The sequence below is a fragment of the Aquabacterium sp. A7-Y genome (assembly GCF_026153205.1).
Taxonomy (GTDB): domain Bacteria; phylum Pseudomonadota; class Gammaproteobacteria; order Burkholderiales; family Burkholderiaceae_C; genus Caldimonas.
This window is the reverse complement of record NZ_JAPFBW010000016.1, coordinates 34,419-57,662: the sequence shown is the minus strand read 5'-3', so window position 1 is coordinate 57,662 and position 23,244 is coordinate 34,419. Positions and strand designations below refer to the sequence as shown.

The following is a 23,244-nucleotide window of genomic DNA, read 5'->3' as shown; positions in this document are numbered from 1 at the left end:
GAGTGGGTCAGACGAACGAGGGCGGACCTTCGTGACAGCGGCGTGCGCGGCGGCCGCTTTCATGGCAATCTCCCGGCATGGACGACTGCTTCGAACGCCAGTTCTCAGGCCCCCACCGGCGCCGCCTGACCGAGTTCGCCCGCGGGCTGCTCGGCAACCAGGCCGACGCCGAGGACGTGGTGCAGGACGCCTACCTGCGTGCCCGCGACAGCTTGACGCAGGAGCTTCGCTCGGCCGAGGCCTGGCTGCTGACGGTGGTCCGCCACCTCGCCATCGACCGCCTGCGCCGCAGGCGTCTGGAAGGTGAGGCGCAGCTGCGCTGGCGGCTCTCGGGCGAACTTGCCGAGGTGCACTGTGCGCCCAGCGCCGAGCAGCTGGCCGGGCTGGCGATGGACAGCGCAGCGGCCTTGCGCCTGCTGCTGCAACAGCTCAGCCCGACCGAGGTGGCTGCGCTGCTGCTGCGCGAAGTGTTCGAGGTCGACTATGCCGAAATCGCGCGCAATGCCGGTCGCAGCGAGTCGGCCTGCCGCCAGCTGGTGCACCGGGCGCTGCAGCGGATTCGGCCGGCGCCGGCCCGCATGCGGCCGGCCGTCCGCCCGGTCGACGACACCGCGGATGGCCCCGCCGACGTGATGTTCAGCCTGTGCTGGCGCGCGCTTCAGGTCCGCAGTCCGGCGCCCTTGCTGGCCTTGCTGGCGCAGCACCGGGTGGGGGCGGGCGGCGTGGCCGCCGCGGCGGTACCGATGCGGGCCGAGCGGCCGGCCGAGGCAGCGGCCTGCGGGTTCGGCCTGGTGCAGATCGACGGCCGCTTCGCCATCGCGCTGATGCTCGACGGCAAGGTGCTCTGCACCCTGCCGGTCGGCCCCTGCGGGGAGTCCTCCACCACCCCCTGCGGTGACACCGAGGCGTGCACCTTCTGAGCGGGCTGGCGCTGCCGCTGCCGTGAGATTCGGGTGGCATGCCGTGATCGTGTCTCGATATAAATGCGGTGGACAAGCACGCATTCCTGCTATGTCTTCGCAAGTGCCCCCACTAGAGTCGAGGTAGGCAGGCTCCCCGGCGCATCCAACGGCGGACACCTCGCGGCGCTCGGGGGCCCGAGATCCGGAGATCCGCTCGACCCGCAGCGAAGCGCTGCGCAGGGAGCCACATGGCACCAGTCCGGAGTCCCTCTCGTTCATCGCGTCGCACGGCGCTTCGCATTGCCTTGCTCTACATGGGCGCAGGCGCACTCTGGATCCTTGTCACGGATGCAGCCGTGCGGTCCGACGGAGGGCCGCCCTGGGACACCGCACAGACGCTGAAGGGGCTCGCCTACGTGGCGGTGACCGGCGCAGCCCTGTATCTGCTGATCTACCGGGCTTGTGTCGCCGAGGAGCGCCGAACGCGCGAGCTGTTTCTCGGCAATCCGAGCCCGATGTGGGCCTTCGACCGGCAATCCCTGCGTTTCCTGGCCGTCAACGAGGCGGCTTGCCGCTCCTACGGCTACAGCCCCGAGGAGTTCGCGCAGATGACGGTGGCCGACATCCTGCCCCAGGGCGGAGTGGCAGGTCTGGGCGACGACTTGACCCGGCTGAGGAGCGAGAAGCCCCACGTCGCGACCGCATGCCATCGCCGCAAAGACGGATCCTCCTTTGTCGTGCGGGCGAGTGCCCATGCGATCGAGTTCGACGGCCACTCCGCGGTGATGATGCTGGCCCAGGACATCAGCTCCGAGGTGGCGCTGCGCGACGCGGTCGAGCGCAGCGAGGCACGCTTCCACCAGCTGCTCGACAGCCTCGACGAAGTGCTGTGGATGGCGGACCTGGACGGGCGATCGCTCTATCGCAGCAGGGCCCATGAGGTGGTCTATGGCCGGACTGTGGCGGAGTTCCAGGCCGATCGCGGGCTGTGGCTGCGCTGCGTGCATCCGCAGGACCGCGACCTCGCCGCTGCATCGATCTCGCAGCTGCACGCGCAGGGCCATGCGGAAAGCGAGTACCGCATCGTGCGCCCGGACGGCGCGGTGCGCTGGCTGCGCGACCGCAAGCGATTGATCTACGAGCAAGACCGGCCGGTCTTGATGGGCGGCATCTCCTATGACGTCACCGAACGCAGGGCTGCCCGTGCAGCGCTGAAGCAGATGAACGAAACGCTGGAGGCCCGGGTCCGGGAGCGCACCGCTGAGCTGGAGGTGGCCAACCGGGACCTGGAGGCGTTCAGCTTCTCCGCGGCGCACGACTTGAAGACGCCGCTGGCGGCCATCCGGGGCGTGAGCCAGCTTCTGGAGCTGCAGTGCGGGTACCTTCTGGACGAAAAGGGCAGGACGCTGCTGGGCTATCTCGACAGGAGCGCCCGGGACATGGAGGGCTTGATCGATGCGCTGCTGGGCCTTTGCAAGGTGAGCCGCACCGAGGTGCAGTGCCGGCTGCTGGATCTGTCATCGCTCGCCGTCGGCGTGCTTGCCGACATCAATGCGAAACACCCGCTGCAGCGCGCCCGCATCGAGGTGCAGCCGGACTTGCACGCCCGGGGCGATCCGGAGCTGGTGCGATCGCTGCTGATGAACTTGCTCGGTAACGCTGTCAAATACTCATCGCGGGTGGAGGCTCCGCTGATCGAGTTCGGCAAGATGACCGAGCCGCCTTTCGCGTTTTTTGTGCGCGACAACGGCGCCGGCTTTGAAGTCAAGGATCCGGAACGCTTGTTCACCCCCTTCCAGCGTTTCCATTCGGACCGCGAGTTTCAAGGCAGCGGCGTGGGTCTTGCCACCTGCCGACGCATCGTGCTGCGCCACGGCGGCGACATCTGGCTGACCTCGGCACCCGGCCGGGGAACCACGGTCTTCTTCTTCCTCGAGGCTTGCAAGCCGTCGGAGTAGCTCTGGGCCGGGCGAGGACCGGCGGCCCCGCTCCTCCCGGCGACGGTTGTCGTTCAGGCCAGGCAGGAGTGGCGAGCCGGCACGACGGCGCGCCGCAACTCGGCGTCGAGTCGTTCGATGCTCAGGGGTTTCGCCAGGAAGCCGTCCATTCCGGCGTCGACACATCGTTCGATCGCGCCGGCTTCCAGCTGAGCCGTCAAGGCGATGATGGAAAAGGGCGGCAGTTCCCCGAGGCTTTGCAGGCGGCGTATCCGCCTGGTCGTCTCCAGCCCGTCGAGACGGGGCATGTCCAGGTCCATGAGCACGACCTGGGGGGGGTGCTGCGAGCACCGCTCCAGGGCCTCCAGGCCATCGTCGGCCGTCGCGGCGGCATAGCCGAGCACGCCTGCCATCTCGCTGCCGAGGATGCGGTTCACCTCGTTGTCGTCGACGACGAGCAGCACCGGTCGGTCCTGCTCGAACAAGGGGGCCGGGACGGTCAGCCCCGAACGCGCGACGGCCCCGCAAGCCGCGGCGGCGGTTCGCGCATACAGCTCCGTTGGGCTGAGGGGAAACATCTGCACCTCGAAGGCGCCCAGCTGCGCCGCCGCTTGCAAGCCGGCGGATCCGGGCGGGACGGCCAGGGTTCGGACAGTCGAAGCAGGCAGCAGACAATCCAGTGCGAGCAGCGACTCCGATGGCACCTCGCCAGACTCGACCACCACGACCCAGGCCGGGCGCGTGGCGGTGGGATGCAGGCCGATCAGGCTTGCGGCGGCTTCAGCGCATGACGAGAAACGCGTGACGCCCCACCTCAGGCGTTGCAACTGCCTGACGAGGGACTGCGCCATGGCACCGTCCGGGCCGATCAACCAGCCGCAGGCGCCGGCTCCGTCGGGTGGCATCGCGACGGCGGTTCTGCAGCGACGCGACAGGCTGGCGTGGATCAGAACGCCCTCGTTCGGCAGGCAGGTGAGGACGACGCTGGCACCCGTGTTGGGGCAGATCCCGGAGGCAGAGCGCCGGCCGTCCGTCTGTGCGGCGCCTGACGGGATCTCTTGCAGATGCAGCCGTTCGAGCACCTCGGACACGGTGGGGGCGGCTGCCAGGGGCCCGCTGCCACCCGTTCCAATGCGGATGTCGCAGCACCCGGACGAAGTCAGCGCGACTTTGACGTTCAAGAAAACGAAGCCCGCCTTCAGCAGGTCAGCGACGCCGCACTGCAGGCGATGGATGCCGCACTGCATCTGCACCGCGTCGCCCTCCAGCCAGAGCAGCGGGCCCTGGTAGTCGAAGGAAAACGCCTGTCCTCGCGCGAGGACCGTCGACAGGATATGCCGGGCACCTGCGGTGACCACCTCGGGGAAGTCGAAGGACTGCATGAAACGCACCGCCTTGTACCGGGCCGGGAGGGCTTCAGTGTGCGGGCCTTCTGGGCTTACACCTCCACCGCAGCGATGCAAAAAAGTCTACTGCAAGGACGCCGACAGCGAGCGTTGCCCCGCCTTGCCAGGCGCACGCGGGCAGCAGGTTTGTGGAACCCTGCACGCCCGGACGGCGTGTGCACAAGTCGCCTGCGACACCGATCGGCTGCCGCTGGCGGTCACCGCCCCATCGCATGCCGCGGGGCGGTGACGAGACGGAGTTCGCAGCGCGTTATACCGCCGTCAAGCCGCCGTCGACGGCCAGCTGGTGCCCGGTCACGAAACTGGCCGCGTCAGAAGCAAGCCACAGCACCGCGGCGGCGATCTCGCCCGGTTCGCCGACGCGCCCCATCGGCTGCGCCCGCTCGATGGCCGGCGCGCGTTGCGGCGCCCGCTCCAGGGCGCGCTCCAGCATGGCGGTGCGGGTGATGCCGGGGCACACGCTGTTGATGCGGATACCGCGGCGTGCGTACTCGGCCGCGGCGCTGCGCGTCATGCCCACCACGGCATGCTTGCTGCCGGCATAGACGCTTTGCAGCGGCGCGCCGACCAGGCCGGCTACCGAGGCGATGTTGACGATGCTGCCGCCGCGCTCCTGCTTGAGCATCTGCTGCAGCTGGTGTTTCATGCAGAGCCAGGTGCCCTTGACGTTGACCCGCATGATGCGGTCGAACAGTGCTTCGTCGCCGTCGGCCAGCTTGGTGTGTTCCTCCTCGATGCCAGCGTTGTTGACGGCAATGTCCAGCCGGCCGTGCTCCGTCACGATGCGGCGCACCGCGGCTTCCACCGCGGCGGCATCGCCGACGTCGGCCTCCAGCGTCACGATGGACAGGCCTTCGGCCTGCAGGGCCTCGGCGCTGCTTTGCAGCGCCTGGCGTGAAAGGTCGACCGCCACCACGGTGGCGCCCGCCGCGGCCAGGGCGCGTGCGATCTCGCGGCCGATGCCGCCGCCGGCACCGGTGACCATGGCGACCCGGCCGGCAAGGGCAACAGAAGGCGTCTGCATGAAAGCTTCTCCTAACAAGGACAGGGCTGCCGGCCGGGAGCGGCTCGGAAAAGGTGCGACCCGCGGCGGCGGCCAAAGTGCCATCATGAAGTGGCTGGCCCGGCCTGGCAGTCACCCGCGTGACGTCACCACGCCACCGGCCAGCCGCTGCAGCACGGCGTTGTCATCGGGAGCCGGCCGGCTTGAAGGCGTTCAGCCCGGCTACCCGGATCGCCGTTCGGGCTTCGACGTCACAAGGTACATTGCGGCATGCTGAACGCATCCCCGGGCGGCGCCGGCCTTGCGCCGAAGCCGCCTTTCTTCGATCCCTTCCCCACGTACCTGACGCCATGAAGATCCTGGTGCTCGGCTCGGGAGCCGGCGGCGGCTACCCGCAATGGAATTGCAACTGCCAGATGTGTCGAGGACTGCGAACCGGCCGCTTGCGGGCCCGGGCGCGCACCCAGAGCTCCATCGCGGTCTCCGACGATGGCGAACACTGGGTGTTGATCAATGCCTCACCCGACCTCGGCCAGCAGCTGCGCGAGCAGCCGGCCCTGCATCCACGCCATGGGCAACGCCACACCCCGATCCGGGCGGTGGTCCTCATGGATGCCCAGGTCGACCATGTGACCGGGCTGCTGAGTCTGCGTGAGGGCCCGCCCATCGAACTGCACTGCACGCCTTGTGTGCTCGACGACCTGCGCGCCGGCCTGCCGCTGCTGCCGATGCTCGAGCACTACTGCGGCGTGCGGGTCCACGTGCTGCCGGTGTCCGGCGATACACATTCCGCGGACTTCACCCTGGAGGCGCTGCCCGGCCTGCGCTTCACTGCCCTTGCGATCCCCGGCAAGGCGCCGCCCTACTCGCCGCACCGCCACGCGCCGGCGACCGGCGACAACATCGCGCTGCGCGTCGTGGACACGCGCAGCGGCGCGGCCCTCTTCTACGCGCCCGGCCTGGCCGAAGTCGGCCCCGGCGAGCGGCGCTGGATGCAGGAGGCCGACTGCCTGATGGTGGACGGCACCTTCTGGCGCGAGGACGAGATGCCCGCGGCGGGCCTGGGCCGCAAACACGCCGCGGAGATGGGGCACTTGCCGCAGTCGCGCCACGCCGGGCGCCCCGGCATGGTGGACGCGCTCGCCGGACTGCCGGCCCGCCGCAAGATCCTTATCCACATCAACAACAGCAACCCCATCCTCGACGAAGACGGCCCCGAGCGTGCGCTGCTCACGCAGCAGGGCATCGAGGTGGCTTTCGACGGCATGGAGATCGAACTCTGAGGCTTTCTTGCGCCGGGCTTGCCCGTCGGGCAGGGCGCCGTCATCCAGGGCGCTTGCCCACGTCCTGCATATCCATCAGGTAGCTCCACGAACGGTTTGCTCATGTTTCCGTATTCCTTCCCGGAGAATGCAGGAACTTGCACATCACCAGACGGAGCGAGCGCGATGAGCATCCACATTGTTCGGCTCGGAACGCCCAGGGGCAGCAACGAGGGATTGCGCCTTGGCACGGTGCGCAGGCCGCCTCGAGGCGTTCCGAAGGCCGAGTACGCCAGCCGGGACTTCTTCGACGTCTGGCTGCCTACTCTCGCACCCAGCGCGGAGTTGATGGCACAGGCCAAGGCGGCCGGGGACGAGAAGGCGTGGAACCAGTTCAAACGCAAGTTCCGCGTGGAGATGGGCGCCCCGGACCCGGGCAAAGTCCTCGACCTGCTGGCCGCGCTGTCGCACCGGACGCAGCTGGCGCTCGGCTGCTACTGCGAGTCGGAAGCGCACTGCCACCGCTCGGTGCTTCGCGAACTGCTGCTGGAGCGAGGCGCCGCCGTGGTTTGATGCCCGACTGGCCGAGGCGACAGCCGGGGGGGGGCGTGCGGCGATGGGCGCTGCATGAGGGAGATCACAACTCCTCCAACGCAAGGACCTCGACCTTCAAGCGGTCGGGATCCTCGAAGAATACGGCGTCGTGGTCCTCGCCACCGGCGAACGGATACCGGTCCTGATGGGGGATGGGTATACGACACTGCGTCCACTTCCCCAGCAGAACGTCCACGTCCTGGCGCGTGATGGGCCATGGCGTGTGAGACCCTCAACCCGATCTGACGCTGGCCACCGCGCTGCCCGTCGCAATCAGCTGCTCGTTTTGATACAGCTCCCCGCTCAGATAGCAGGTCCTTCCGCGGCGCTGCACCACTCGGCCGATGCCCCGGATTGAGCCGACAGCGGCGGCTTGCATGTAGTTGACGGTCAAGCTCAGCGTCGGAGCGAACTCGCCTGCCTTCAAGGTAGCCGCCAAGGCCGGCCCCATCGTGTCGTCCAGCATCGCCGCCAGAAATCCCCCTTGAACACTGCCTGCCGGGTTGGTGAAGGCCCGTGTCGCCTCGAACTCCGTTTCGATATGGCCGTCCTCGGAAGAGACGCTCAGGATCTTGCCCTGCAAGGTTTTCACTGCTTCGGGGGGCGCGATCGCGCCTTCGTACACCTGCCAAAAGTATGCGGACCTATCCACCGTATTCCCTCCCCGAAAGATGTGACACGTGATTGTGCGGACTCTGCCGCTCTGAGGAGGCGGAGCCTCCGGAATCGATGACCAGCTTGCGCCGCGCACCGGCGCAAAGGGCAGAAGAACGCCATTCCAGCGTACAGGGCAGACATCCAATGGGCAAGCCCATCCGGGATGCTGAACCGGCAGCTTGCTGCTGGTTCCCGGATCCCTATGATCCCCACCGTTTGCCACTGATTGGAAAGACGCCATGACCGACCTGTCCCGCTTCCCCATCACCGAGAAATGGCCCGCGCAGCACCCGGACCGGATACAGCTCTATTCATTGCCGACGCCCAACGGCGTCAAGGTTTCCATCATGCTGGAAGAGACTGGCTTGCCCTACGAGCCGCACCTGGTCCGCTTCGATAGCAACGACCAGCTGTCGCCGGCCTTCCTGTCGCTCAATCCGAACAACAAGATCCCGGCCATCCTCGATCCTGCAGGTCCGGACGGCGAGCCGCTGGCCTTGTTCGAATCAGGCGCGATCCTGCTGTATCTCGCCGAGAAGGCGAAACAGTATTTGCCGCAGCAGTCTGCGCGCCGCTACGAGACGATCCAATGGCTGATGTTCCAGATGGGCGGCATCGGGCCGATGTTCGGTCAGCTGGGTTTTTTCAACAAGTTCGCCGGCAAGGACTATGAAGACAAGCGGCCCCGGGACCGCTATGTGGCCGAGTCGAAGCGCCTGCTCGCCGTGCTGGAGCAGCGGCTGACCGGCCGCGCCTGGATGATGGGCGACGAGTACACCATTGCCGACATGGCGATCTTTCCGTGGATCAACAACCTGATCGGGTTCTATGAAGCGGGCGAACTCGTCGGCATCGCCAGCTTCCCGAATGTCACCCGGGTACTCCAGGCCTTTCTGGCACGCCCGGCGGTGACGCGAGGACTGCGCATTCCCGCCCCGCCCAGCGCCAGCTGAGCTTTGCCTGCGCGACCGGTTCGCGCGGTAAAAGGGGCGTCGCTGCAAGCCTCTTGCGGCAGTGCCACGCAGTGCCGTGGCTGTCGCACCTACTGACATTTTTTACAGCCAATAGTTAGGGGTGCCACTCCTCGGTCGGCTTGCCTAGGATGTCGATCCAGAGGTGGCCGGGCCGCCATGTGCCCGGCGTCGCGGCGGCGGTCCGTCCGACGCGCCGCGACCGACGCCCGCTCTCCAGACCCGACCGCTGCCCCCGGCCTGCCGGGAGTCGGCAGCCTGTCCAGAACACCGGAACCATGACGACAAGAACCTTCCAGCTGATCACGCCGCTTGCCCCCGATGCCCTGCAATTCCACCGCATGAACGGCAGGGAAGAGGTGGCGCGTCTGAGCGAGTTCGAGATCGACGCGCTGAGCGAGCGGGAAGACCTCGACCCCGACCAGGTGCTCGGCAAGAAAATCGCGGTCAAGGTCGAGCTGCCGACGGGCGCGTACCGCTACTTCAGCGGCCATGCGACGCGCTTCTCTCAGGTCGGGGTGCACGGGCGCTTGAATCTCTACCGATTGACGATGAGGCCGTGGCTGTGGTTCCTGACCCGCACTGCCAATTGCCGCATCTTCCAGCAGAAGAAGGTGCCTGACATCCTCAAGCAGGTGTTCGACGCACATGCCGATGTGGCCAGCACCAGTTTCGAGCTGAGCGGCAGCTATCGGGCCTGGGACTACTGCGTGCAGTACCGCGAGAGCGACTTCGACTTCGTCAGCCGCCTGATGGAGCAGGAGGGCATCTACTACTACTTCCGCCACGAGGAGGGCCGGCACGTGATGGTGCTGACCGACTCGGTGAGTGCCCATGCACCCTATGCCGGGTTCGAGCAGATTCCCTATTTGCCCCACGACCGCTCGGCACGAGCCGAGACCGAGCACATCTCCGGCTGGAGCTTCGGTCGTGAGATCCAGCCGGTGCGCTACGTGCACGACAACTACGACCCGGAGAAGCCGCGCGTCGAGCTGGAGGGCGCGGCGGCGATTGCGCGACAGCACGCGCAGGCCCAGTACGAGGTCTACGACTACCCTGACAAGCACCTGACCGCCGCCGACGGCGAGCAGTACGCGCGTGTGCGTATCGAGGAACTGCAGTCGCGTTACGAGCGAGCCCAGGCCGAGAGCAACTCGCGCGGCCTGTGTGTCGGCTACCTGTTCAACCTCAGCGGGCAGCCGCGCGAGGACCAGAACCGCGAGTACCTGGTGCTCTCGGCCGACTACCAGCTCGACGGCGAAGACTACGAGTCGGCCGACGGCGAGGGCGCGCGCTTTGCCTGCCGCTTCACGGCGCTGCCCAGCAGCCAGCCTTTCCGTGCTGCGCGGCTGACCCCCAAGCCCATCGTGCAGGGGCCGCAGACGGCTGTGGTGGTGGGGCCGTCGGGCGAGGAGATCTACACCGACGAACAGGGACGCGTGAAAGTGCGCTTCCACTGGGACCGCTACAGCAGCGGCGACGAGAACAGCTCCTGCTGGATCCGCGTCTCGCACCCCTGGGCGGGCAAGGGCTGGGGCGCGGTCAGCATCCCGCGCATCGGGCAGGAGGTGGTGGTCGACTTCCTCGAAGGCGACCCGGACTGCCCCCTGATCACCGGCCGGGTCTACAACGCCGAGCTGATGCCGCCTTTCGCGGCTCCCGGCGTGGTCAGCGGGTTGAAGTCGCAGACCCACAAGGGCGCCGGCTTCAACGAGATCTCCATGGACGACACCGCCGGCCAGGAGAAGATGAACCTGCACGCTCAGTACGACCAGACCACCACGGTCCAGCACGACCAGACCAACACCATCAACAACAACCGCCGCACCACGGTGGTGGTCGACGACACGTTGGACGTCAACGCCAACCGCACGATGACCGTCGTCGGCAAGCTGGTCGAGACCGTGAACACCGGGCACGAGATGACGGTGACCTCGGGCGGCTACACGCAGACCATCACGGGCATCACGGCGCGCACCGTGCACGGCGACCTGACGAACACCGTCAATGGCAAGCGCGAGAACAAGGTCAACGGCCATTTCGTCGAGACCGTCACCTCCGGCGAGGAGAAGACCGTGCACTCGGGCAAGCTGCTCACCGTGACCGGCGGCGGCTACACCGAGAACGTCACGGGCCTGTTCAAGAGCACGGCCACCGGGGCGATGGAGCAGGGCGCCACCGAAACCATGAGCCTGCACGCGAACGGGGCCGGGACCTACACCTCGAACAGCTCGCTGACCTTCGGTGTCGGGCAGGCCTCGGCCATCGAGGTCACCGGTGGCAGCATCACCATCAGCTCGGGCGGCTCGACGATCAAGGTGGACGCCACGGGCGTGAAGGTCAACGGAATCAAGATCGATCTCAACTGCTGACCCGGAGCTGCCATGGCCCTGAACCCTGTGGAGCGGCGGCTCGTCGAGCTGCTGCAATGGTGGGAGGCTTTCCGTGAGCATCCCGACAAGCGGCTGTTGCTGTGGCAGGCGCCGGACAACGGCAAACGTCTGCTCGAATGTTTTTTTGAGGTGCAGCGCCATCCCGTCCCCTATGCCAGCGGCGACACCTTCATCGTCTTCGATGCCGCCTTCGAGCAGTCCGTCGGCTATTCCCGCGCGCTGAAGCAGGCGCTGGCCGGCCAGTACGCCGCGAGCCGCGAGGACTTCGAGCGAGAGGGGCAGACACCCGACTGGCACTTCGATCCGGAAAGCGACGCGGACAGTGCGACGAACTTCGTGCAGGCGCTGGGCTCGCTGGCGGCCCACCATCCGGCGTTGGGCCATGTGGTCGCGGTCCTGCTGCCCGTCAGCGTCGTGAACGACGACGCCTGGGCCACCTGGGTGCGCCGTGCGCTCGACAGCGGCTTGTCCGACCGCGTGCGCCTGGTGGTGCCGGACTTCCTCGAAGCGCCCCGGCTCGCAGGGCTGGCGGCGGCCGGACATCCGCAGGTGCTCGTGCAGGCTCCGCCGCTGGACGCCTGGTCCACAGCGCAGGAGACCTTCGCCCAGGAACCGGCGGTCGGCGCTCCCGGCGTGTTCCGCAACCTGCTGACGGCGCTGTTCGCGCTGGCGGAAAAGGGCACGGCCGACCAAGTGCTGGTCAAGGCGCGCGACGTGCTGGGCTTCGCCCACCAGCAGGGCTGGGCCGACCAGGAGGTGGCGGTGCGTCTGCTGACGGCCGGCGTGATGCTCAAGGACAAGCGCATCGACGAGGCGCTCAACCACTACCGCCACGCCCGCACCTCGGCGGAAGCGACCCAGGCCGCCAACCACCCGGCGGGCGGGCAGCTGGTGCTGCAGACCTGGTTCGGCGAAGCCGCCGCTCACCTGGCCGGTGGCGAGCCTCGTCAGGCAGCGCCCTGCTACGAGGAGGCCGCGAAGCTGGCCGCAGCCCTGCCGAATGCTCCCATGCTGATCGAGGCGCTGCGCATGGGCTCCTTCTGCCACGCCCGCGGCGGCGATCACGAGGCCGCGCTGGCGCTGGGGCGGCAGGCGCTCACGGTCGGCGAACGGCTCAAGCCCGAGACCCGGCCGATGACAACCTTGCCCTTGCTCGGCTTCGAACTGCTCAGGCTCGTCGAGCCCGAGCGCACGGCCGAGATCGAGACGCTCAAGCACGGCCTGGACCGGGAGCAGGCCCGGCTCTACGCCGACACCGAGCAGCGGGCCGCGGCGCTGGAGAAGGGCGATGACGCGGCCGCGCTGAAGCAGCTGGAGGCAGAGCACGCGCAAGGCAGCCGGCAGCTGACTCAACAGGCGCAAGAGCAGGTCGACCTCCTCGCGGCGGCAGGCAGTCCGGCCTTCCTGGAGGTGTTCGAGCAAGCGCGCAGCCTGTTGGGCCCTGACTGGCCGATCGCACTGCCCGGTGCCATCGCCAAGGCGCCGGCAGAGGGCGTCGCGGAAGCCGGGGGTGCAGCCGCATGATGCCGTCGTCCAAACACGGCGACCCGCAACTGGGCATCGACATTCATCTGTGTATCGTGCCGCCGTCGCCCTCGCCGGTGCCGTTGCCGACGCCGCACATGTCGGTCGTGTTCGACCCGTTCGACTACGTGCCGATCATCGGCGCGACGGTGTCGGTGTTCGGCATGAAGCGGGCGACCGCGGGCACCGGCGCCATCGTCGTGCACATTCCGCCCGGCTTCCCGTTCGCGCCGATGCTGCCCGACAAGGACGATGAGCTGTTCATGGGCAGCGCCAGCGTGTTGGCCGACGGGGACCCGTTGTCCTACCTGGCCTTGCCGGTGCTGGGCTGCCAGGTGGCCGGCATGCCGAGTCCGCCGCGGCCCAAGAAAAAGCGCATCCCGCTGCCCAACCTGCTGCCGACCACCTTCAACCTCGCGATCCCGACCACGGTGAGAGTGGGCGGACCGCCGACGATCTCGATGATGGGGATGGCGGCCAAAGGGGCCTTTGCGGGCTTGGGCAAGCTGGGGAAGTCGAAGTTCGCGAAAAACCTGGGCGACCGCTTCAAGCAGTTCCGGCAGAAGCTGTTCAAGAACATGGACCCCGGCTTTCTGAAGTGCAAGGTGCTCAGGGCGGAGCCGGTGAACATACTGACCGGGGAGGTGGTGGTCGAGCAGGTGGACTTCAGCTTGCAGGGACGGATTCCGATCCATTGGCTACGCACCTACAGTTCGAACCGGCAGCGCCGGGGCGCGTGCGGCTATGGCTGGGAGAGCCCGGCCGATGCCCGGTTGGAATTCGACCCAACGGAAGGCTGCGTGGTGTTCCATCACCCGATCGACGGGCCGGCGCTGTTCCCGCACCGTCCGGCGGCTCAAGGCAGCGAAGCCTCCGTGCTCGAGCTGATGGATGGCGCGTTGCTGACCGAAAGCGTCGATGAATATCGGGTTCGCAGCAAATCGAACCTGACCTACCATTTTCCCAAGCAACTTCTGAGAGCGGGCGAAAGCGGCACGGTGGAGTACCCTTTGGGCCGTACCACCGATTTGTGTGGAAACTGGCTTGAGTACGTCTGGGTCGACGGGCAACTGGATTGCATCAGGGAGTCGAGCGGGCGCCAGATCATGGTGGATCAACGCGATGGGTTGATCCGTCGACTCTGGCTGTCAGCCCCCGCCAGGGAGACATCGTACTCATTCGTCGAGTACGACTACGATGAAGAAAATCTAGCAGCGGCTCGCGACGCACTCGGAAATCCTTATCGCTTCGTTTATGAGCAGCACCATTTGGTCCGGCATACGAATCGCGCCGGTTTGTCGTTCTACTATGAGTACGAGACGGTCGACAACGGGCGCAGAGTCGTGCATGCCTGGGGCGATGGCCAGCTCTATGACTATCGCTTTGTTTATTGGCCTGAAATCCGGGAGACGCGGGTCACTGATTCGCTGGGGCATGTTTGCGTCGTTAAGTGTGACGAGCGAGGTTTGCCTGTCCTTGAAATCGATCCTTTAGGCCGGCGAACTATTTTTGAGTACGACGAGGTGGGGCGCACGGTGGCGGTGGTCAATCCCGCCAACCGCCGCACTGAGTACAGTTACGACGAACGGGGGAATCTTCACAAGTTGAGGCGACCCGACGGGGCGGTAATTTCCATCGAGTGTGATCGCAACAATAGACCTACACGGATCACGGATCCTATGGGCGCCGTATGGCTTCAGCACTGGGACGAACGAGGCCTGCTCTCCGAGCAGCGCAGTCCGCTCGGCGCAGTCACCCGCTTCCAGTATGGCGACACAGGCCTTCCGGTGGCCCGCATCCACGCCGAAGGGGCATCTACACGCTTCGCTTTTGACGTAAATGGGTACCTGATCACGGTGATCGACGCTGCGAACAACGTGACCCGGCTGAAGCGTGACGAATTAGGGAACGTGCTTGCCCGCACGGATGCTCTCGGTCGCACTACATGCTACGACTACGATGCCAAATCCCGTCTCGTCGAAGTCAGACTCCCTTTGGGTCATTCCGTGCGCTACGACTATGACGCCGAGGATCGGCTCATTCAGCACCAGGACGAAAACGGAGCATGCACGCGGTATGAATACGTCGGCTTGGGCCTGGTGAGCCGCAAGGTGCTCCCGAATGGCGGCTCGGTGGAGTATCTCTACGACACCGAGGAGCAGTTGGTCGGTCTCACCGATCAGCGCGGAGAGACATACCAGCTTGAGCGAGACGCTCTCGGGCGAGTGATCAACGAGATTGACTACTGGGGCCAACGTTGGTCGTATGAATTCGATGCCGCAGGTTGGCTGTGTCGAAGCACCGATCCCGCGGGACGTGTCATTTCGATCGAGAGCGACCTCCTTGGTCGTGTCCGTCGCAGAACGTTCACGTCTCAGGAGCCGGGTATCCCTGGGTTCTCTGAGACGTTTGATTTCGACGCGAACGGAAACTTGATCCGCTGTGGTAACCAACATGCAGAGGTGGTGCGCCGCTTCGATGCCGAAGGGCGCATGGTGGAAGAGTGGCAGGGTGAGTTCAAAGTCAGCAATGCCTTTGATGCTGCAGGCAACCGGCTTAGTCGGTTCAGCAGTACCGGCAACATGGTTCGTTATAGCTACGACGCGCTGGGTCGGCCGGCGACGGTGCGGATGAATGATGAGGCGCCGTTGACGATCGACCGGGACGCTTCGGGGCAAATCGTCAAGGAATCCTTTGGCGAGTCACTGGAGCGTCGCTACCGCCACGATCTGCATGGACGCCTAGTGGCAAACGGCGTGATGAGGGGGCAAGACCGGCTGTTCGCGACGCAGTACGAGTACGACGGCCTCGGCAATATCACGTGTCGCCAGGACACCTTGGATGGAGTGAGCACCTACCGCTACGATCCGCTGAGTCAGATCTACGAGCATGTGGATCCTCAAGACAAATTGAGGCGCTTCCTCTATGACCCTGCCGGTGCCCGACTGTCGACTCGTGTCACGACGCAGCCGATGTCACCAACTGCAGACTCGCAGCAAGGAGCGGGGGAATGGAAGCGCGAAGGCGAATGCGAGGGCAGCTACTATCAGTTCGATCGTGCCGGGAACTTGCGCTTGCGACGAGACGCAGACGGTGCTGCGCCGCAGCACGAGCTGGCGGGCTACAGTCGGTATGAATGGGATGCGAATCAGCGGCTTGTCCGTAGCGAGGTCAACGGTGTCGAGACCATTTACGCGTACGACCCGCTGGGTCGAAGGGTCTGGAAACAGACAGGCGATCAGCGGGTGCGTTTCTATTGGGACGGAGACACCCTGCTGGGTGAAGATCGCACCAGCCCGGGCAGAAACACGGGTGTCGTCGGGTCACAAGACACGAAAGAGTCGTCTCGCTCCGAGCTGAACAAAAAAGGGCCGGACCAATGGGCGGGGACGGAATACGTTCACTATCCTCGTTCGTTTGTTCCCCTGGCGATGGTGCGAGCTCAGGGCAGCTCCCGTCAGGTCTTTTACTACCATGTCGATCCAAACGGATGCCCGGTGAAGCTGATGACCAGCGGGGGCGATGTCGTCTGGGCAGCACGGTACGACGCCTGGGGTGGGGTGGACCGATTGATCGTCGGGGATGTTCCGAATCCCATTCGACTTCAGGGGCAGTATCACGATGACGAGACCGGTCTGCACTACAACAGGTATCGGTACTATGACTCCCACCTGGGCCAGTTCTGCTCTCGTGATCCGATCGGTCTCCTGGGCGGCAGCAACTTGTACAGGTACGGCCCTAATACGCTTGCGTGGGTCGATGTACTGGGATTGGCGGGATGCCGACCAGAGTATCTGGACTCGCTGTCGGACGATCACCGCAAGATCATGGAAGGCGTCCTGGACAGGGCTGCGGCTGGTTCGGTTCGCAAGAGGCATGGCCACTTCGAAAACTTGGACGATACGATCGACGTCATGACGAACCCCACAGAGGTGTTTGTCTCCATGGGCAACAGAGAACGTCTGATTTTTCATGACGGAGAGAATGTCGTATTCGTGGGAACAAAAGGAGCGGAAAAAGGGTGGGTTGTCACCGACTACGGGCCACGAGGCAGTGCTCAGCGGGCAGCGGTCGGTGCTGATCCGGGTACCCCCCGGGGAGGGGTGGTGGGGCGAGACGATATTCTTAACGGTACGATCCCCTCGGCGAGCGGAACACTTCCCCCTGCCCGATCGGTTTGGAAGGCTGAGCCATGACGCAGCAGATGAGCATCGCTACCTCAAATGGTTTGCTGACTCTGAAGATAGACACATCCCGGCAGTTGGAGTGCCCCATCTATTGGCCTTTCACGGAAGTACATGCTTCATCGGAAAGAGATGCTGACGATCTGCACCGGTACACCTCTCCAGGCTACGCGGGCAGCACGCATTTCCTCGGTGATGAGGGGTTCGTGTTTGACCCGGTGCAGCTGATCCTGTCCGGCGTTTTCCTTTACGTACCCGAGGATCGTTTCGACGGGCGCAACTCACTGGAGGCTTGGCTGCAGACGGAGGAAATCAAGGGTCTTCCGGTGCTGAGCGCGAACGGCAAGTTCTCTGTCGAGTCTCCCAGCGAGTACCAGTACTTGTCGTCAGGAGGAGAATATCTAATCTGTGTTTCGGCGAAGAGTGCCATTCCCGGGAATGGCCGAAGGGTGTCGATCCATCCGCGCCTGTCGCTTCTTTGTGAAGGTGAAAGCTATTGCGGGTTCCTACTTGAGCAACCGGTGCAAAGCCTCGTGAGATTCGACGGAAGCTTCACGCAAGGAGATGTCGCTGGAGATGTGCAGTTTCTCGTCGAGCCGCTCCGGGACTATCTCGCAGTAGCCGAAGAGCGAAACTGGCATTTGTTGGAGGCAGCGGATCCCGGGGTCCGTGAGACGCTGCGGTGCATCTTGCGCAAGCTCAGCCCCTACCCGGAGGATATCGAGCCAGTCTACGCCTTGCGTGAGCGGTGCAGGACGCTGCTACAGGACTATTTCGCGGAGTGATATTGGCCGAATCGTAGGAGCTCGGACTGCCGTCTCCGCTGCGCCGATCCGGAAAGGAAGCCCTCAATGTGTACAGTGACTCTCCCTCCATTTGTGGATGCTGTGCACAATGGACCGCAGCCACCACTGCAGTTGCCGCGGCGCCTCCGTTCAACCCGTTAGCAAGGAGACAGACATGGCCCACTATGTCGATGGATTTGTCGTGCCCGTACCGACCGCCAATCTCGATGCCTACCACCGCATGGCCGAGAAGGCCGGCAAGATCTGGATGGAACACGGCGCGCGGCAGTACATGGAATTCGTCGCCGACGACGTCAAGCCCGGCAAGGTCACCTCGTTTCCGCAGAGCGTGCAGCTCAAGGACGATGAAACCGTGGTGTTTTCCTGGATCGTCTACGACTCGCGCGAGCACCGGGACAGCGTCAATGCCAAGGTCATGGAAGACCCGCGCATGAAGGACATGATGGACCCCAAGAGCATGCCCTTCGACGGCATGCGCATGTTCTGGGGCGGTTTCAAGGGGCTTGTCGAGCTCTGAGGTACTCCACCGAACCGGGCACCGCGCGTCACGCCCGGGCCGATGCGGGGCGGGACCTGCCGTCGACCGGCCGGCCGCTGGGTGGCGGCGTGTCGGGCGCATTGCCGGCGCCGGTGGTGAACAGCGGCGAGGGGACGGCCTGCATCGTCTCGCTGATCAGCGTTTGCCATGCGGCGGCCTGCTGCTGAACGGCGCTCAACATGTCGCCCTGCAAGCCCGAGCCGATCTCGAACAGCTCGCGGGTGTAAGACGCCATGGCGGTGAGGGCCGAGCGGTTCGCCAGCTGCAGGTCGGGAAGGTTCGCGGCGGCCGTGGCGGGCGTCAGCGTGGAAAGCCGTTCGCCGCCTTCGGCCAGCGCGGTCTGCCAGGTGCGCAGATTGAGTTGCATGACCTTGGATGCCGCGTCCTGCGCGCTGGTTGCGATGTCGCGGGTGGCGGACAGCAGGGCACGCTGAGAATCGATCAAGCGTTGTGGGTCCGGCATGTAGAGTCCTCCAAAAGGTGCGTTGCCCGCCGGTCCGGCCTGTGCCGAGGCGCGGGCGACAAAGGCGGCGGGCATGAAGTAGGAAGCAGGGCGGTGAAGACCTGGCAAGCGGTGGACCCAGTCTGCGCTGGCTGCGCTCGCTGATGCTGCCAAGCGCGGGCGAGCCGCACCATCGGCGCGGCGCGGCAAAGCCGTGCGCCGCCCTGTAAGCCTTACCCCAAAAGCCACCCGCGCCGCGACATCAGCGCGGGCCTATCACTGCCGCAGGCCGGAGGCTCTCAGGCAGCAACGGCCGGGGGGCCCTTGAGCTCCACCACGTTGCCTTCGGGATCGCTCAGATAGATCGACGGTCCTTCACCTTCGGCGCCGTAGCGGGTAGCGACCGGGCCGACCGCCACCCCGAGGGCTTCGAGGTGATGGCGGATCGCCGCTTCATCGAAGGGGTCGACGCGAAAGCAGAAATGGTCGAGGTTGCGGCCCTCCGCGCCGGGCGCCGCCCCGCCGGCGCGGCCGAGCCGGCCATCGATGGGGACCAGGTCCAGCAAGGACCGGCCGGCGCGCAGCTGCACCAGGCCGATCTCGTCCTGGCGGCGTTCGACGCTGCACCCCAGGGCGTCGCAATAGAAGCGCAGCATGCGGTCCAGGTCGGTGACGCGGAGCACGAGGTGATCGATCTCTCGGAGGCGGATCATGGGGCTGGGCCATGTGGGCTGCCGCGAGCATGACGGGAAGGGTCTGCGGCTGCAAGCCCTGCCGCGGGACAGTCAAGGCGTAGAGTCCGGCGGCGCCTCGGGTGCCGCTGTTCAGCTGCGGCCCATGTGCACGCCCTGCGCCGAGCCCAGCTCGCCGCGCCCGCCCGAGCGGCCGCTGCCCTGGAGCTCGGGAACGTTGCCGGCTTCCTGGTGCACCGACAGGCGGGAGTCCACCCCCTGGACACCAGGCGTGGAGGAGACCGCTTCCAGCAAGCCATCGAGTTCGTGCGCCAGCACCTTGCCGCGCAGGCAGACCTGCCCGTCGCAGACCTCGACCTCGATCGACTTCGGATGGCTCACCGCGCGCCCCATATGGGCACGCACCCGCTCACACAGCTGCGCATCGTCGGGCGGCTGTGCCATGTCCTGCAGCCGGCCGTGTGCCCTCGCCGCGACGCCCTTGGCATGGTCGGCGGCCCACTTGCTCCGCGTTTGCGCGACGTCGCCGGCGCTGTGCGACGCGGCGACGAGCTTGTCGCGCACCAGTGCCCTGCGGCGGCGCCCCAGCTGCGGGTCCAGGAAGTACATCGCTGTCGCTCCGGCAGCGAGGCAGGCCAGGGTTGCCGTGAAGTGTCTCATCTGCATTTCCTTTCGGTCGGGAGCGGCGGGAAGCGCGGCCCCCGGGCCTCGGAACCGCTCCTCGTGGACTCCCTGCGACATGTCGCGTGTCCGCGCTGCGACGTGGGGCCCCGGATGGCGCCTGGGTTGGCCGCAGCGCGACCGCTTTCGATCCAGTCGGGGCGTGCAACACGCATGCCCGGCGGCGCCAGGGGCGGCGGCTGGGGCGATGCCCTCGGGCCGCTGCGGAGCGGGACCCCGAAGTCGGGCGCAACCGGTCGTGCCCGGGCCCCTGTTCGAAGGAACGCCGTTCACCACACCGCCAGGCAGGGCCTGGTGCGGCGCCCCGTCCAGGGGCTGGCGCTGGACACCTTGACAGGTTCCGCGGTGGGGGCGGGCCACTAAGCTGTCTGCTTCGTGTTCAGCGCGCGCGCCGGATGTCCCAGTCGACATGCCGGCTGCGGCCGTCGCCGCCGGCCTGCTGCTGACCGCGCTGGCCGACCTGCTGCAGATCGATCCGCAGCGCTCGCGCGACACGGCGCCTGCCTCCGCACCTCGGTGAGCCCGCCATGCAAAGTGCTGTCCGCGACCGTCCCCGCACGCCCCAGGCCTTGTTCACCCGGGTCGCGCCCTATTACGACCTGATGAACTCGGTACTCAGCTTCGGCCGCGACCGCCGCTGGCGCCGCGCCGCGGTGGGCGCGCTTGAACTCGGTCCCGGCGCGCGCGTGCTCGATGTCGCGACCGGCACCGGGGCGCTGGCGGCCGAGCTGGCCCGGGCCAACGTGGGCGTCTGTGTCTCGGCCTGCGATCTCAACGAAGGCATGCTCGCGAGGGCGGGGCGCCGGGTCAACCGTGCCGGTCTCTCGGTCGAGCTGCTGCGCTGCGACGCGACCGAACTGCCTTTCGACGACGACAGCTTCGACGCGGTCACCCTCGCCTTCGCGATCGACGACATCCTCGACCGCAGCCGCTGCGTGCAGGAGATGTACCGGGTGCTGCGTCCCGGCGGGCGGGTCGCGCTGCTGGAGCTGGGCCAGCCGGACAGCGGCTGGCTGCGCGACGCTTTTCAGCTCTACCTGCGCCTGTTCCACCTGGTGCGTCTGGGCTGGTCCGCCTACGGCCACCTGGAGCAGGAGATCCTGGGCTGGCGCAGCGCCCGCGCGGTGCAGTCGTTGCTGGCGCGGGGCCGTTTTGTCGCCTGCACCCACCACAGCCTCAGCCACGGCATCGCGCGGCTGTACCTGGCGCGCAAGCCGCCGCTGGCACTGCACTGAGGTCCGCCCGCGCGAGCGCCCCGCTGCCGAGGACCGCACCATGCCAACATCCCCAAGCGCCGCCCGCCTGCAGCGGCTGCCGCTGCAGCACCTGCTCGGCTGAGGCCTGCTCGCGGTCTCTCTGGTGGCGTGGTGCTTGCGGCCCTACCAGCCCGCTCAGGCCGGTGCTCAACCGGCGTAGCGGTTCGGCGCCACCCCGGTGGCGTCGGTCTCGACGCAGAAGAGCGCGCCGGCCAGCGGCTGGGCAGCCCGCTGGTCCTCGCTGAGGCCGAAGCGGGCGCTCGTGATGAACAGGGTGTTCATCGCAGGCCCGCCAAAGTTGACATTGGTGATGTGGCTGGTTGGCAGCTCGACGCGCAGCAACTCCTCGGCGCTGTCCGGGTCGTGGCAGGTGACGCAGCCGGCACCCCAGTGGGCCATCCACAGCCGGCCCTGCGCATCGGTGGTCATGCCATCGGGGTAGCCGTCGGCCTTGCCGAAACGGTGCCAGTGCCGTCGGTTCGCCAGGGTGCCGCTGGCCGGATCAAAGTCGAAGGCATAGGTGTCGCGGCGCGCGGTGTCGTTGAAGTAGAGCGTGCGTCCGTCGGCCGACCAGGTGGGCCCGTTGGTCACCGGGAATCGCAGGTCGAACACCAGGTTGCAGTGGCGCTGCGCGTCGAAGCGATAGAGCCGGCCAGTTGGAGCCTTGGCGTCGAAGTCCATCGTTGCGCCCCAGAAGCGGCCCTCGGCGTCGCACTTGCCGTCGTTGAAGCGGTTGCCGGCCGGCTCGTCGCCGGGCTCGTGCAGCAGCTCCAGCTGGCCGCCGTCGTCCGGGTCGAAGAAGGCGAAGCCGCGCCTCAGTGTGATCAGCAGGCCCGGCCCGTCGCGGCGCTCGGCGACCGCCGAGACGGTGTCGGGCAGCTCCCACTGCTCACGCAGTCCTGTCGAGGGCGTGTAGCGGAACAGCCGGTGTTCGAGGATGTCGACCCAGTAGAGTGCCTGGCGCGAAGGCGACCAGCAGGTGCCTTCACCCAGCATGGCGCCGGCAGGCCAGAGTGTCGTCACCGGGCCGAGCAGCCGCGGCGTGGCGGCGGAAACCATCGTCATGTCCGTCCTGTTCAGTGCGAGTCTGCAGACGGCTTCCGGGCACGTCCGGCTTGATCATATCGCCGTCCTTCACGGGGCCAGCGGACTGTCCCGAGCCGCCTCAGCCCACCTCCACCACCAGCCCCGGGTTGAAGCCGGGGTTGTCGGTGCGCTGGTGCTCGGGTTCCCAGTAGCCACGCGGATTGCAGATGATCCGGGTGTCGCCGACCCGGTAGTCGCTGTTGGTGTGGATGTGTCCGTGCACCCACAGCCGCGCGCCCCCGAAAAATTCGCCGGGCAGCTCCGAGGCGAAGGCCGGCGAGAGCGGATGGCCCTGGAAGGGGGCCGAGACGCTGCGCGGGCTGGGCGCATGGTGCGTGACGACCACCGTGGGCAGAGCAGGCGTTTCGGCGGCTTGCTCGAGCTGCTGCTGCAGCCAGGCGCGGCCCAGCTGGTGTTCCTGCAGCGCGTCCTCGGGGCGGAAGGGGTCGGGGCCGCCTTCGTCGCTGTCGTGCCCCTCCTGGATCAGGCGGAAGTCGTTCATGCGCTGGCCGGCCACCTCGGCGGCCTCGGGCCAGGGGGTGCCGAGGTGTTCGTGGAGGCGGAAGTCGGTCCACAGCGTCACGCCGAGAAAACGGATGCCGGCCACCTCGCAGACATCGCGGTCGAGCACGTGCACATTGCCTTCCTGCGCGATCTCGCGCATCAGCGCCAGCTGCAGGGCGCGCGGCTGACCGTAGTACTCGTGGTTGCCCGGCACGTAGATGACCGGCCGGCCCTGGAACACCGCCCTGCGCTGCGCCCAGCGCACCCCGCGTGCGCCCGGCGTCTGGATGTCGCCGGCCAGGATCACGACGTCATAGGCCAGCCCCGGCGGCGGCGTGAAGGGGCCGAATTCGAGGTGCAGGTCGGAATAGATCAGGATGCGGGCCACGACGTCCTCCAGGGTGCT

The 23,244-nt window shown here is 66.6% G+C and carries 20 protein-coding genes; 11 read left to right on the top strand and 9 right to left on the bottom strand.

Annotated features, from left to right (window positions below; genetic code table 11):
• Positions 1-77: 77 nt before the first annotated feature.
• Complete coding sequence (locus OOT46_RS16005; RefSeq protein ID WP_265404621.1) at positions 78-920, top strand: sigma-70 family RNA polymerase sigma factor; 843 nt, start codon at positions 78-80, stop codon at positions 918-920.
• Between the two features lie 338 nt (positions 921-1,258).
• The gene (locus OOT46_RS16000) at positions 1,259-2,860 is read left to right on the top strand and encodes a sensor histidine kinase (RefSeq protein ID WP_265404620.1); all 1,602 of its coding nucleotides are present in this window, start codon (positions 1,259-1,261) and stop codon (positions 2,858-2,860) included.
• 53 nt (positions 2,861-2,913) lie between these two features.
• Here OOT46_RS16000 and OOT46_RS15995 read toward each other — a convergent pair whose 3' ends face one another.
• The gene (locus tag OOT46_RS15995; protein ID WP_265404619.1) at positions 2,914-4,221 is read right to left on the bottom strand and encodes a response regulator; all 1,308 of its coding nucleotides are present in this window, start codon (positions 4,219-4,221) and stop codon (positions 2,914-2,916) included.
• Positions 4,222-4,495: 274 nt separating this feature from the next.
• Positions 4,496-5,269, bottom strand: coding sequence for a glucose 1-dehydrogenase (locus OOT46_RS15990; RefSeq protein ID WP_265404618.1), 774 nt, complete (start codon positions 5,267-5,269; stop codon positions 4,496-4,498).
• 329 nt (positions 5,270-5,598) lie between these two features.
• On the opposite strand from OOT46_RS15990, the gene pqqB reads away from it, so the two are divergent.
• Both pqqB and OOT46_RS15980 read left to right on the top strand, forming a co-directional pair.
• Complete coding sequence (gene pqqB, locus OOT46_RS15985; RefSeq protein WP_265404617.1) at positions 5,599-6,531, top strand: pyrroloquinoline quinone biosynthesis protein PqqB; 933 nt, start codon at positions 5,599-5,601, stop codon at positions 6,529-6,531.
• Positions 6,532-6,696: 165 nt separating this feature from the next.
• On the top strand, positions 6,697-7,083 hold the full coding sequence (locus tag OOT46_RS15980; protein WP_265404616.1) for a DUF488 domain-containing protein: 387 nt from the start codon (positions 6,697-6,699) through the stop codon (positions 7,081-7,083).
• Between the two features lie 64 nt (positions 7,084-7,147).
• On the opposite strand, the gene OOT46_RS15975 is transcribed toward OOT46_RS15980, so the two are convergent.
• Positions 7,148-7,300 (bottom strand): hypothetical protein, encoded by a 153-nt coding sequence (locus OOT46_RS15975; RefSeq protein WP_265404615.1) that lies wholly within the window; start codon positions 7,298-7,300, stop codon positions 7,148-7,150.
• Positions 7,301-7,336: 36 nt separating this feature from the next.
• Entirely contained in the window at positions 7,337-7,729 is a 393-nt protein-coding gene (locus OOT46_RS15970) for a PaaI family thioesterase (RefSeq protein WP_265404614.1), read from the bottom strand.
• A gap of 271 nt (positions 7,730-8,000) precedes the next feature.
• Here OOT46_RS15970 and OOT46_RS15965 point away from each other — a divergent pair, with 271 nt between their 5' ends.
• The 6 genes from OOT46_RS15965 to OOT46_RS15940 all read left to right on the top strand — a co-directional run bounded on the left by OOT46_RS15965 (position 8,001) and on the right by OOT46_RS15940 (position 18,156).
• Positions 8,001-8,714, top strand: coding sequence for a glutathione S-transferase N-terminal domain-containing protein (locus tag OOT46_RS15965; RefSeq protein ID WP_265404613.1), 714 nt, complete (start codon positions 8,001-8,003; stop codon positions 8,712-8,714).
• A 296-nt stretch (positions 8,715-9,010) separates the two neighbouring features.
• Complete coding sequence (locus OOT46_RS15960) at positions 9,011-11,104, top strand: type VI secretion system Vgr family protein (protein ID WP_265404612.1); 2,094 nt, start codon at positions 9,011-9,013, stop codon at positions 11,102-11,104.
• A gap of 12 nt (positions 11,105-11,116) precedes the next feature.
• Entirely contained in the window at positions 11,117-12,649 is a 1,533-nt protein-coding gene (locus tag OOT46_RS15955) for a hypothetical protein (protein ID WP_265404611.1), read from the top strand.
• Positions 12,646-16,845, top strand: coding sequence for an RHS repeat-associated core domain-containing protein (locus OOT46_RS15950; protein WP_265404610.1), 4,200 nt, complete (start codon positions 12,646-12,648; stop codon positions 16,843-16,845). The genes OOT46_RS15955 and OOT46_RS15950 overlap by 4 nt, the downstream gene beginning before the upstream one ends.
• Entirely contained in the window at positions 16,842-17,618 is a 777-nt protein-coding gene (locus OOT46_RS15945; RefSeq protein ID WP_265404609.1) for a hypothetical protein, read from the top strand. Before OOT46_RS15950 ends, OOT46_RS15945 begins: the two co-directional genes overlap by 4 nt.
• Before the next feature lie 175 nt (positions 17,619-17,793).
• Positions 17,794-18,156 (top strand): DUF1428 domain-containing protein, encoded by a 363-nt coding sequence (locus tag OOT46_RS15940; RefSeq protein ID WP_265404608.1) that lies wholly within the window; start codon positions 17,794-17,796, stop codon positions 18,154-18,156.
• 28 nt (positions 18,157-18,184) lie between these two features.
• Here the strand turns inward: OOT46_RS15940 and OOT46_RS15935 are convergent, their stop codons facing one another.
• The 3 genes from OOT46_RS15935 to OOT46_RS15925 form a co-directional block, all read right to left on the bottom strand.
• On the bottom strand, positions 18,185-18,715 hold the full coding sequence (locus OOT46_RS15935) for a phasin family protein (protein WP_265404607.1): 531 nt from the start codon (positions 18,713-18,715) through the stop codon (positions 18,185-18,187).
• 203 nt (positions 18,716-18,918) lie between these two features.
• Complete coding sequence (locus OOT46_RS15930) at positions 18,919-19,332, bottom strand: VOC family protein (RefSeq protein ID WP_265404606.1); 414 nt, start codon at positions 19,330-19,332, stop codon at positions 18,919-18,921.
• A gap of 111 nt (positions 19,333-19,443) precedes the next feature.
• Positions 19,444-19,971, bottom strand: a complete 528-nt coding sequence (locus OOT46_RS15925) for a BON domain-containing protein (RefSeq protein WP_265404605.1) — start codon at positions 19,969-19,971, stop codon at positions 19,444-19,446.
• 548 nt (positions 19,972-20,519) lie between these two features.
• Here OOT46_RS15925 and OOT46_RS15920 point away from each other — a divergent pair.
• Complete coding sequence (locus OOT46_RS15920; protein ID WP_265404604.1) at positions 20,520-21,227, top strand: ubiquinone/menaquinone biosynthesis methyltransferase; 708 nt, start codon at positions 20,520-20,522, stop codon at positions 21,225-21,227.
• Positions 21,228-21,395: 168 nt separating this feature from the next.
• Here the strand turns inward: OOT46_RS15920 and OOT46_RS15915 are convergent, their stop codons facing one another.
• Positions 21,396-22,313, bottom strand: a complete 918-nt coding sequence (locus OOT46_RS15915) for an SMP-30/gluconolactonase/LRE family protein (RefSeq protein WP_265404603.1) — start codon at positions 22,311-22,313, stop codon at positions 21,396-21,398.
• Between the two features lie 100 nt (positions 22,314-22,413).
• Positions 22,414-23,226, bottom strand: a complete 813-nt coding sequence (locus OOT46_RS15910; protein ID WP_265404602.1) for a metallophosphoesterase — start codon at positions 23,224-23,226, stop codon at positions 22,414-22,416.
• Between the last annotated feature and the right edge of the window lie 18 nt (positions 23,227-23,244).

Excerpts from the sequence above, each read along its gene's own strand:
- OOT46_RS16005 (WP_265404621.1), top strand. The coding sequence starts at position 78 with ATGGACGACTGCTTCGAACGCCAGTTCTCAGGCCCCCACCGGCGCCGC.
- OOT46_RS15995 (WP_265404619.1), bottom strand. The coding sequence starts at position 4,221 with ATGCAGTCCTTCGACTTCCCCGAGGTGGTCACCGCAGGTGCCCGGCAT.
- OOT46_RS15990 (WP_265404618.1), bottom strand. The coding sequence starts at position 5,269 with ATGCAGACGCCTTCTGTTGCCCTTGCCGGCCGGGTCGCCATGGTCACC.
- pqqB (WP_265404617.1), top strand. The coding sequence starts at position 5,599 with ATGAAGATCCTGGTGCTCGGCTCGGGAGCCGGCGGCGGCTACCCGCAA.
- OOT46_RS15980 (WP_265404616.1), top strand. The coding sequence starts at position 6,697 with ATGAGCATCCACATTGTTCGGCTCGGAACGCCCAGGGGCAGCAACGAG.
- OOT46_RS15965 (WP_265404613.1), top strand. The coding sequence starts at position 8,001 with ATGACCGACCTGTCCCGCTTCCCCATCACCGAGAAATGGCCCGCGCAG.
- OOT46_RS15960 (WP_265404612.1), top strand. The coding sequence starts at position 9,011 with ATGACGACAAGAACCTTCCAGCTGATCACGCCGCTTGCCCCCGATGCC.
- OOT46_RS15955 (WP_265404611.1), top strand. The coding sequence starts at position 11,117 with ATGGCCCTGAACCCTGTGGAGCGGCGGCTCGTCGAGCTGCTGCAATGG.
- OOT46_RS15950 (WP_265404610.1), top strand. The coding sequence starts at position 12,646 with ATGATGCCGTCGTCCAAACACGGCGACCCGCAACTGGGCATCGACATT.
- OOT46_RS15945 (WP_265404609.1), top strand. The coding sequence starts at position 16,842 with ATGACGCAGCAGATGAGCATCGCTACCTCAAATGGTTTGCTGACTCTG.
- OOT46_RS15940 (WP_265404608.1), top strand. The coding sequence starts at position 17,794 with ATGGCCCACTATGTCGATGGATTTGTCGTGCCCGTACCGACCGCCAAT.
- OOT46_RS15935 (WP_265404607.1), bottom strand. The coding sequence starts at position 18,715 with ATGCCCGCCGCCTTTGTCGCCCGCGCCTCGGCACAGGCCGGACCGGCG.
- OOT46_RS15930 (WP_265404606.1), bottom strand. The coding sequence starts at position 19,332 with ATGATCCGCCTCCGAGAGATCGATCACCTCGTGCTCCGCGTCACCGAC.
- OOT46_RS15925 (WP_265404605.1), bottom strand. The coding sequence starts at position 19,971 with ATGAGACACTTCACGGCAACCCTGGCCTGCCTCGCTGCCGGAGCGACA.
- OOT46_RS15920 (WP_265404604.1), top strand. The coding sequence starts at position 20,520 with ATGCAAAGTGCTGTCCGCGACCGTCCCCGCACGCCCCAGGCCTTGTTC.
- OOT46_RS15915 (WP_265404603.1), bottom strand. The coding sequence starts at position 22,313 with ATGACGATGGTTTCCGCCGCCACGCCGCGGCTGCTCGGCCCGGTGACG.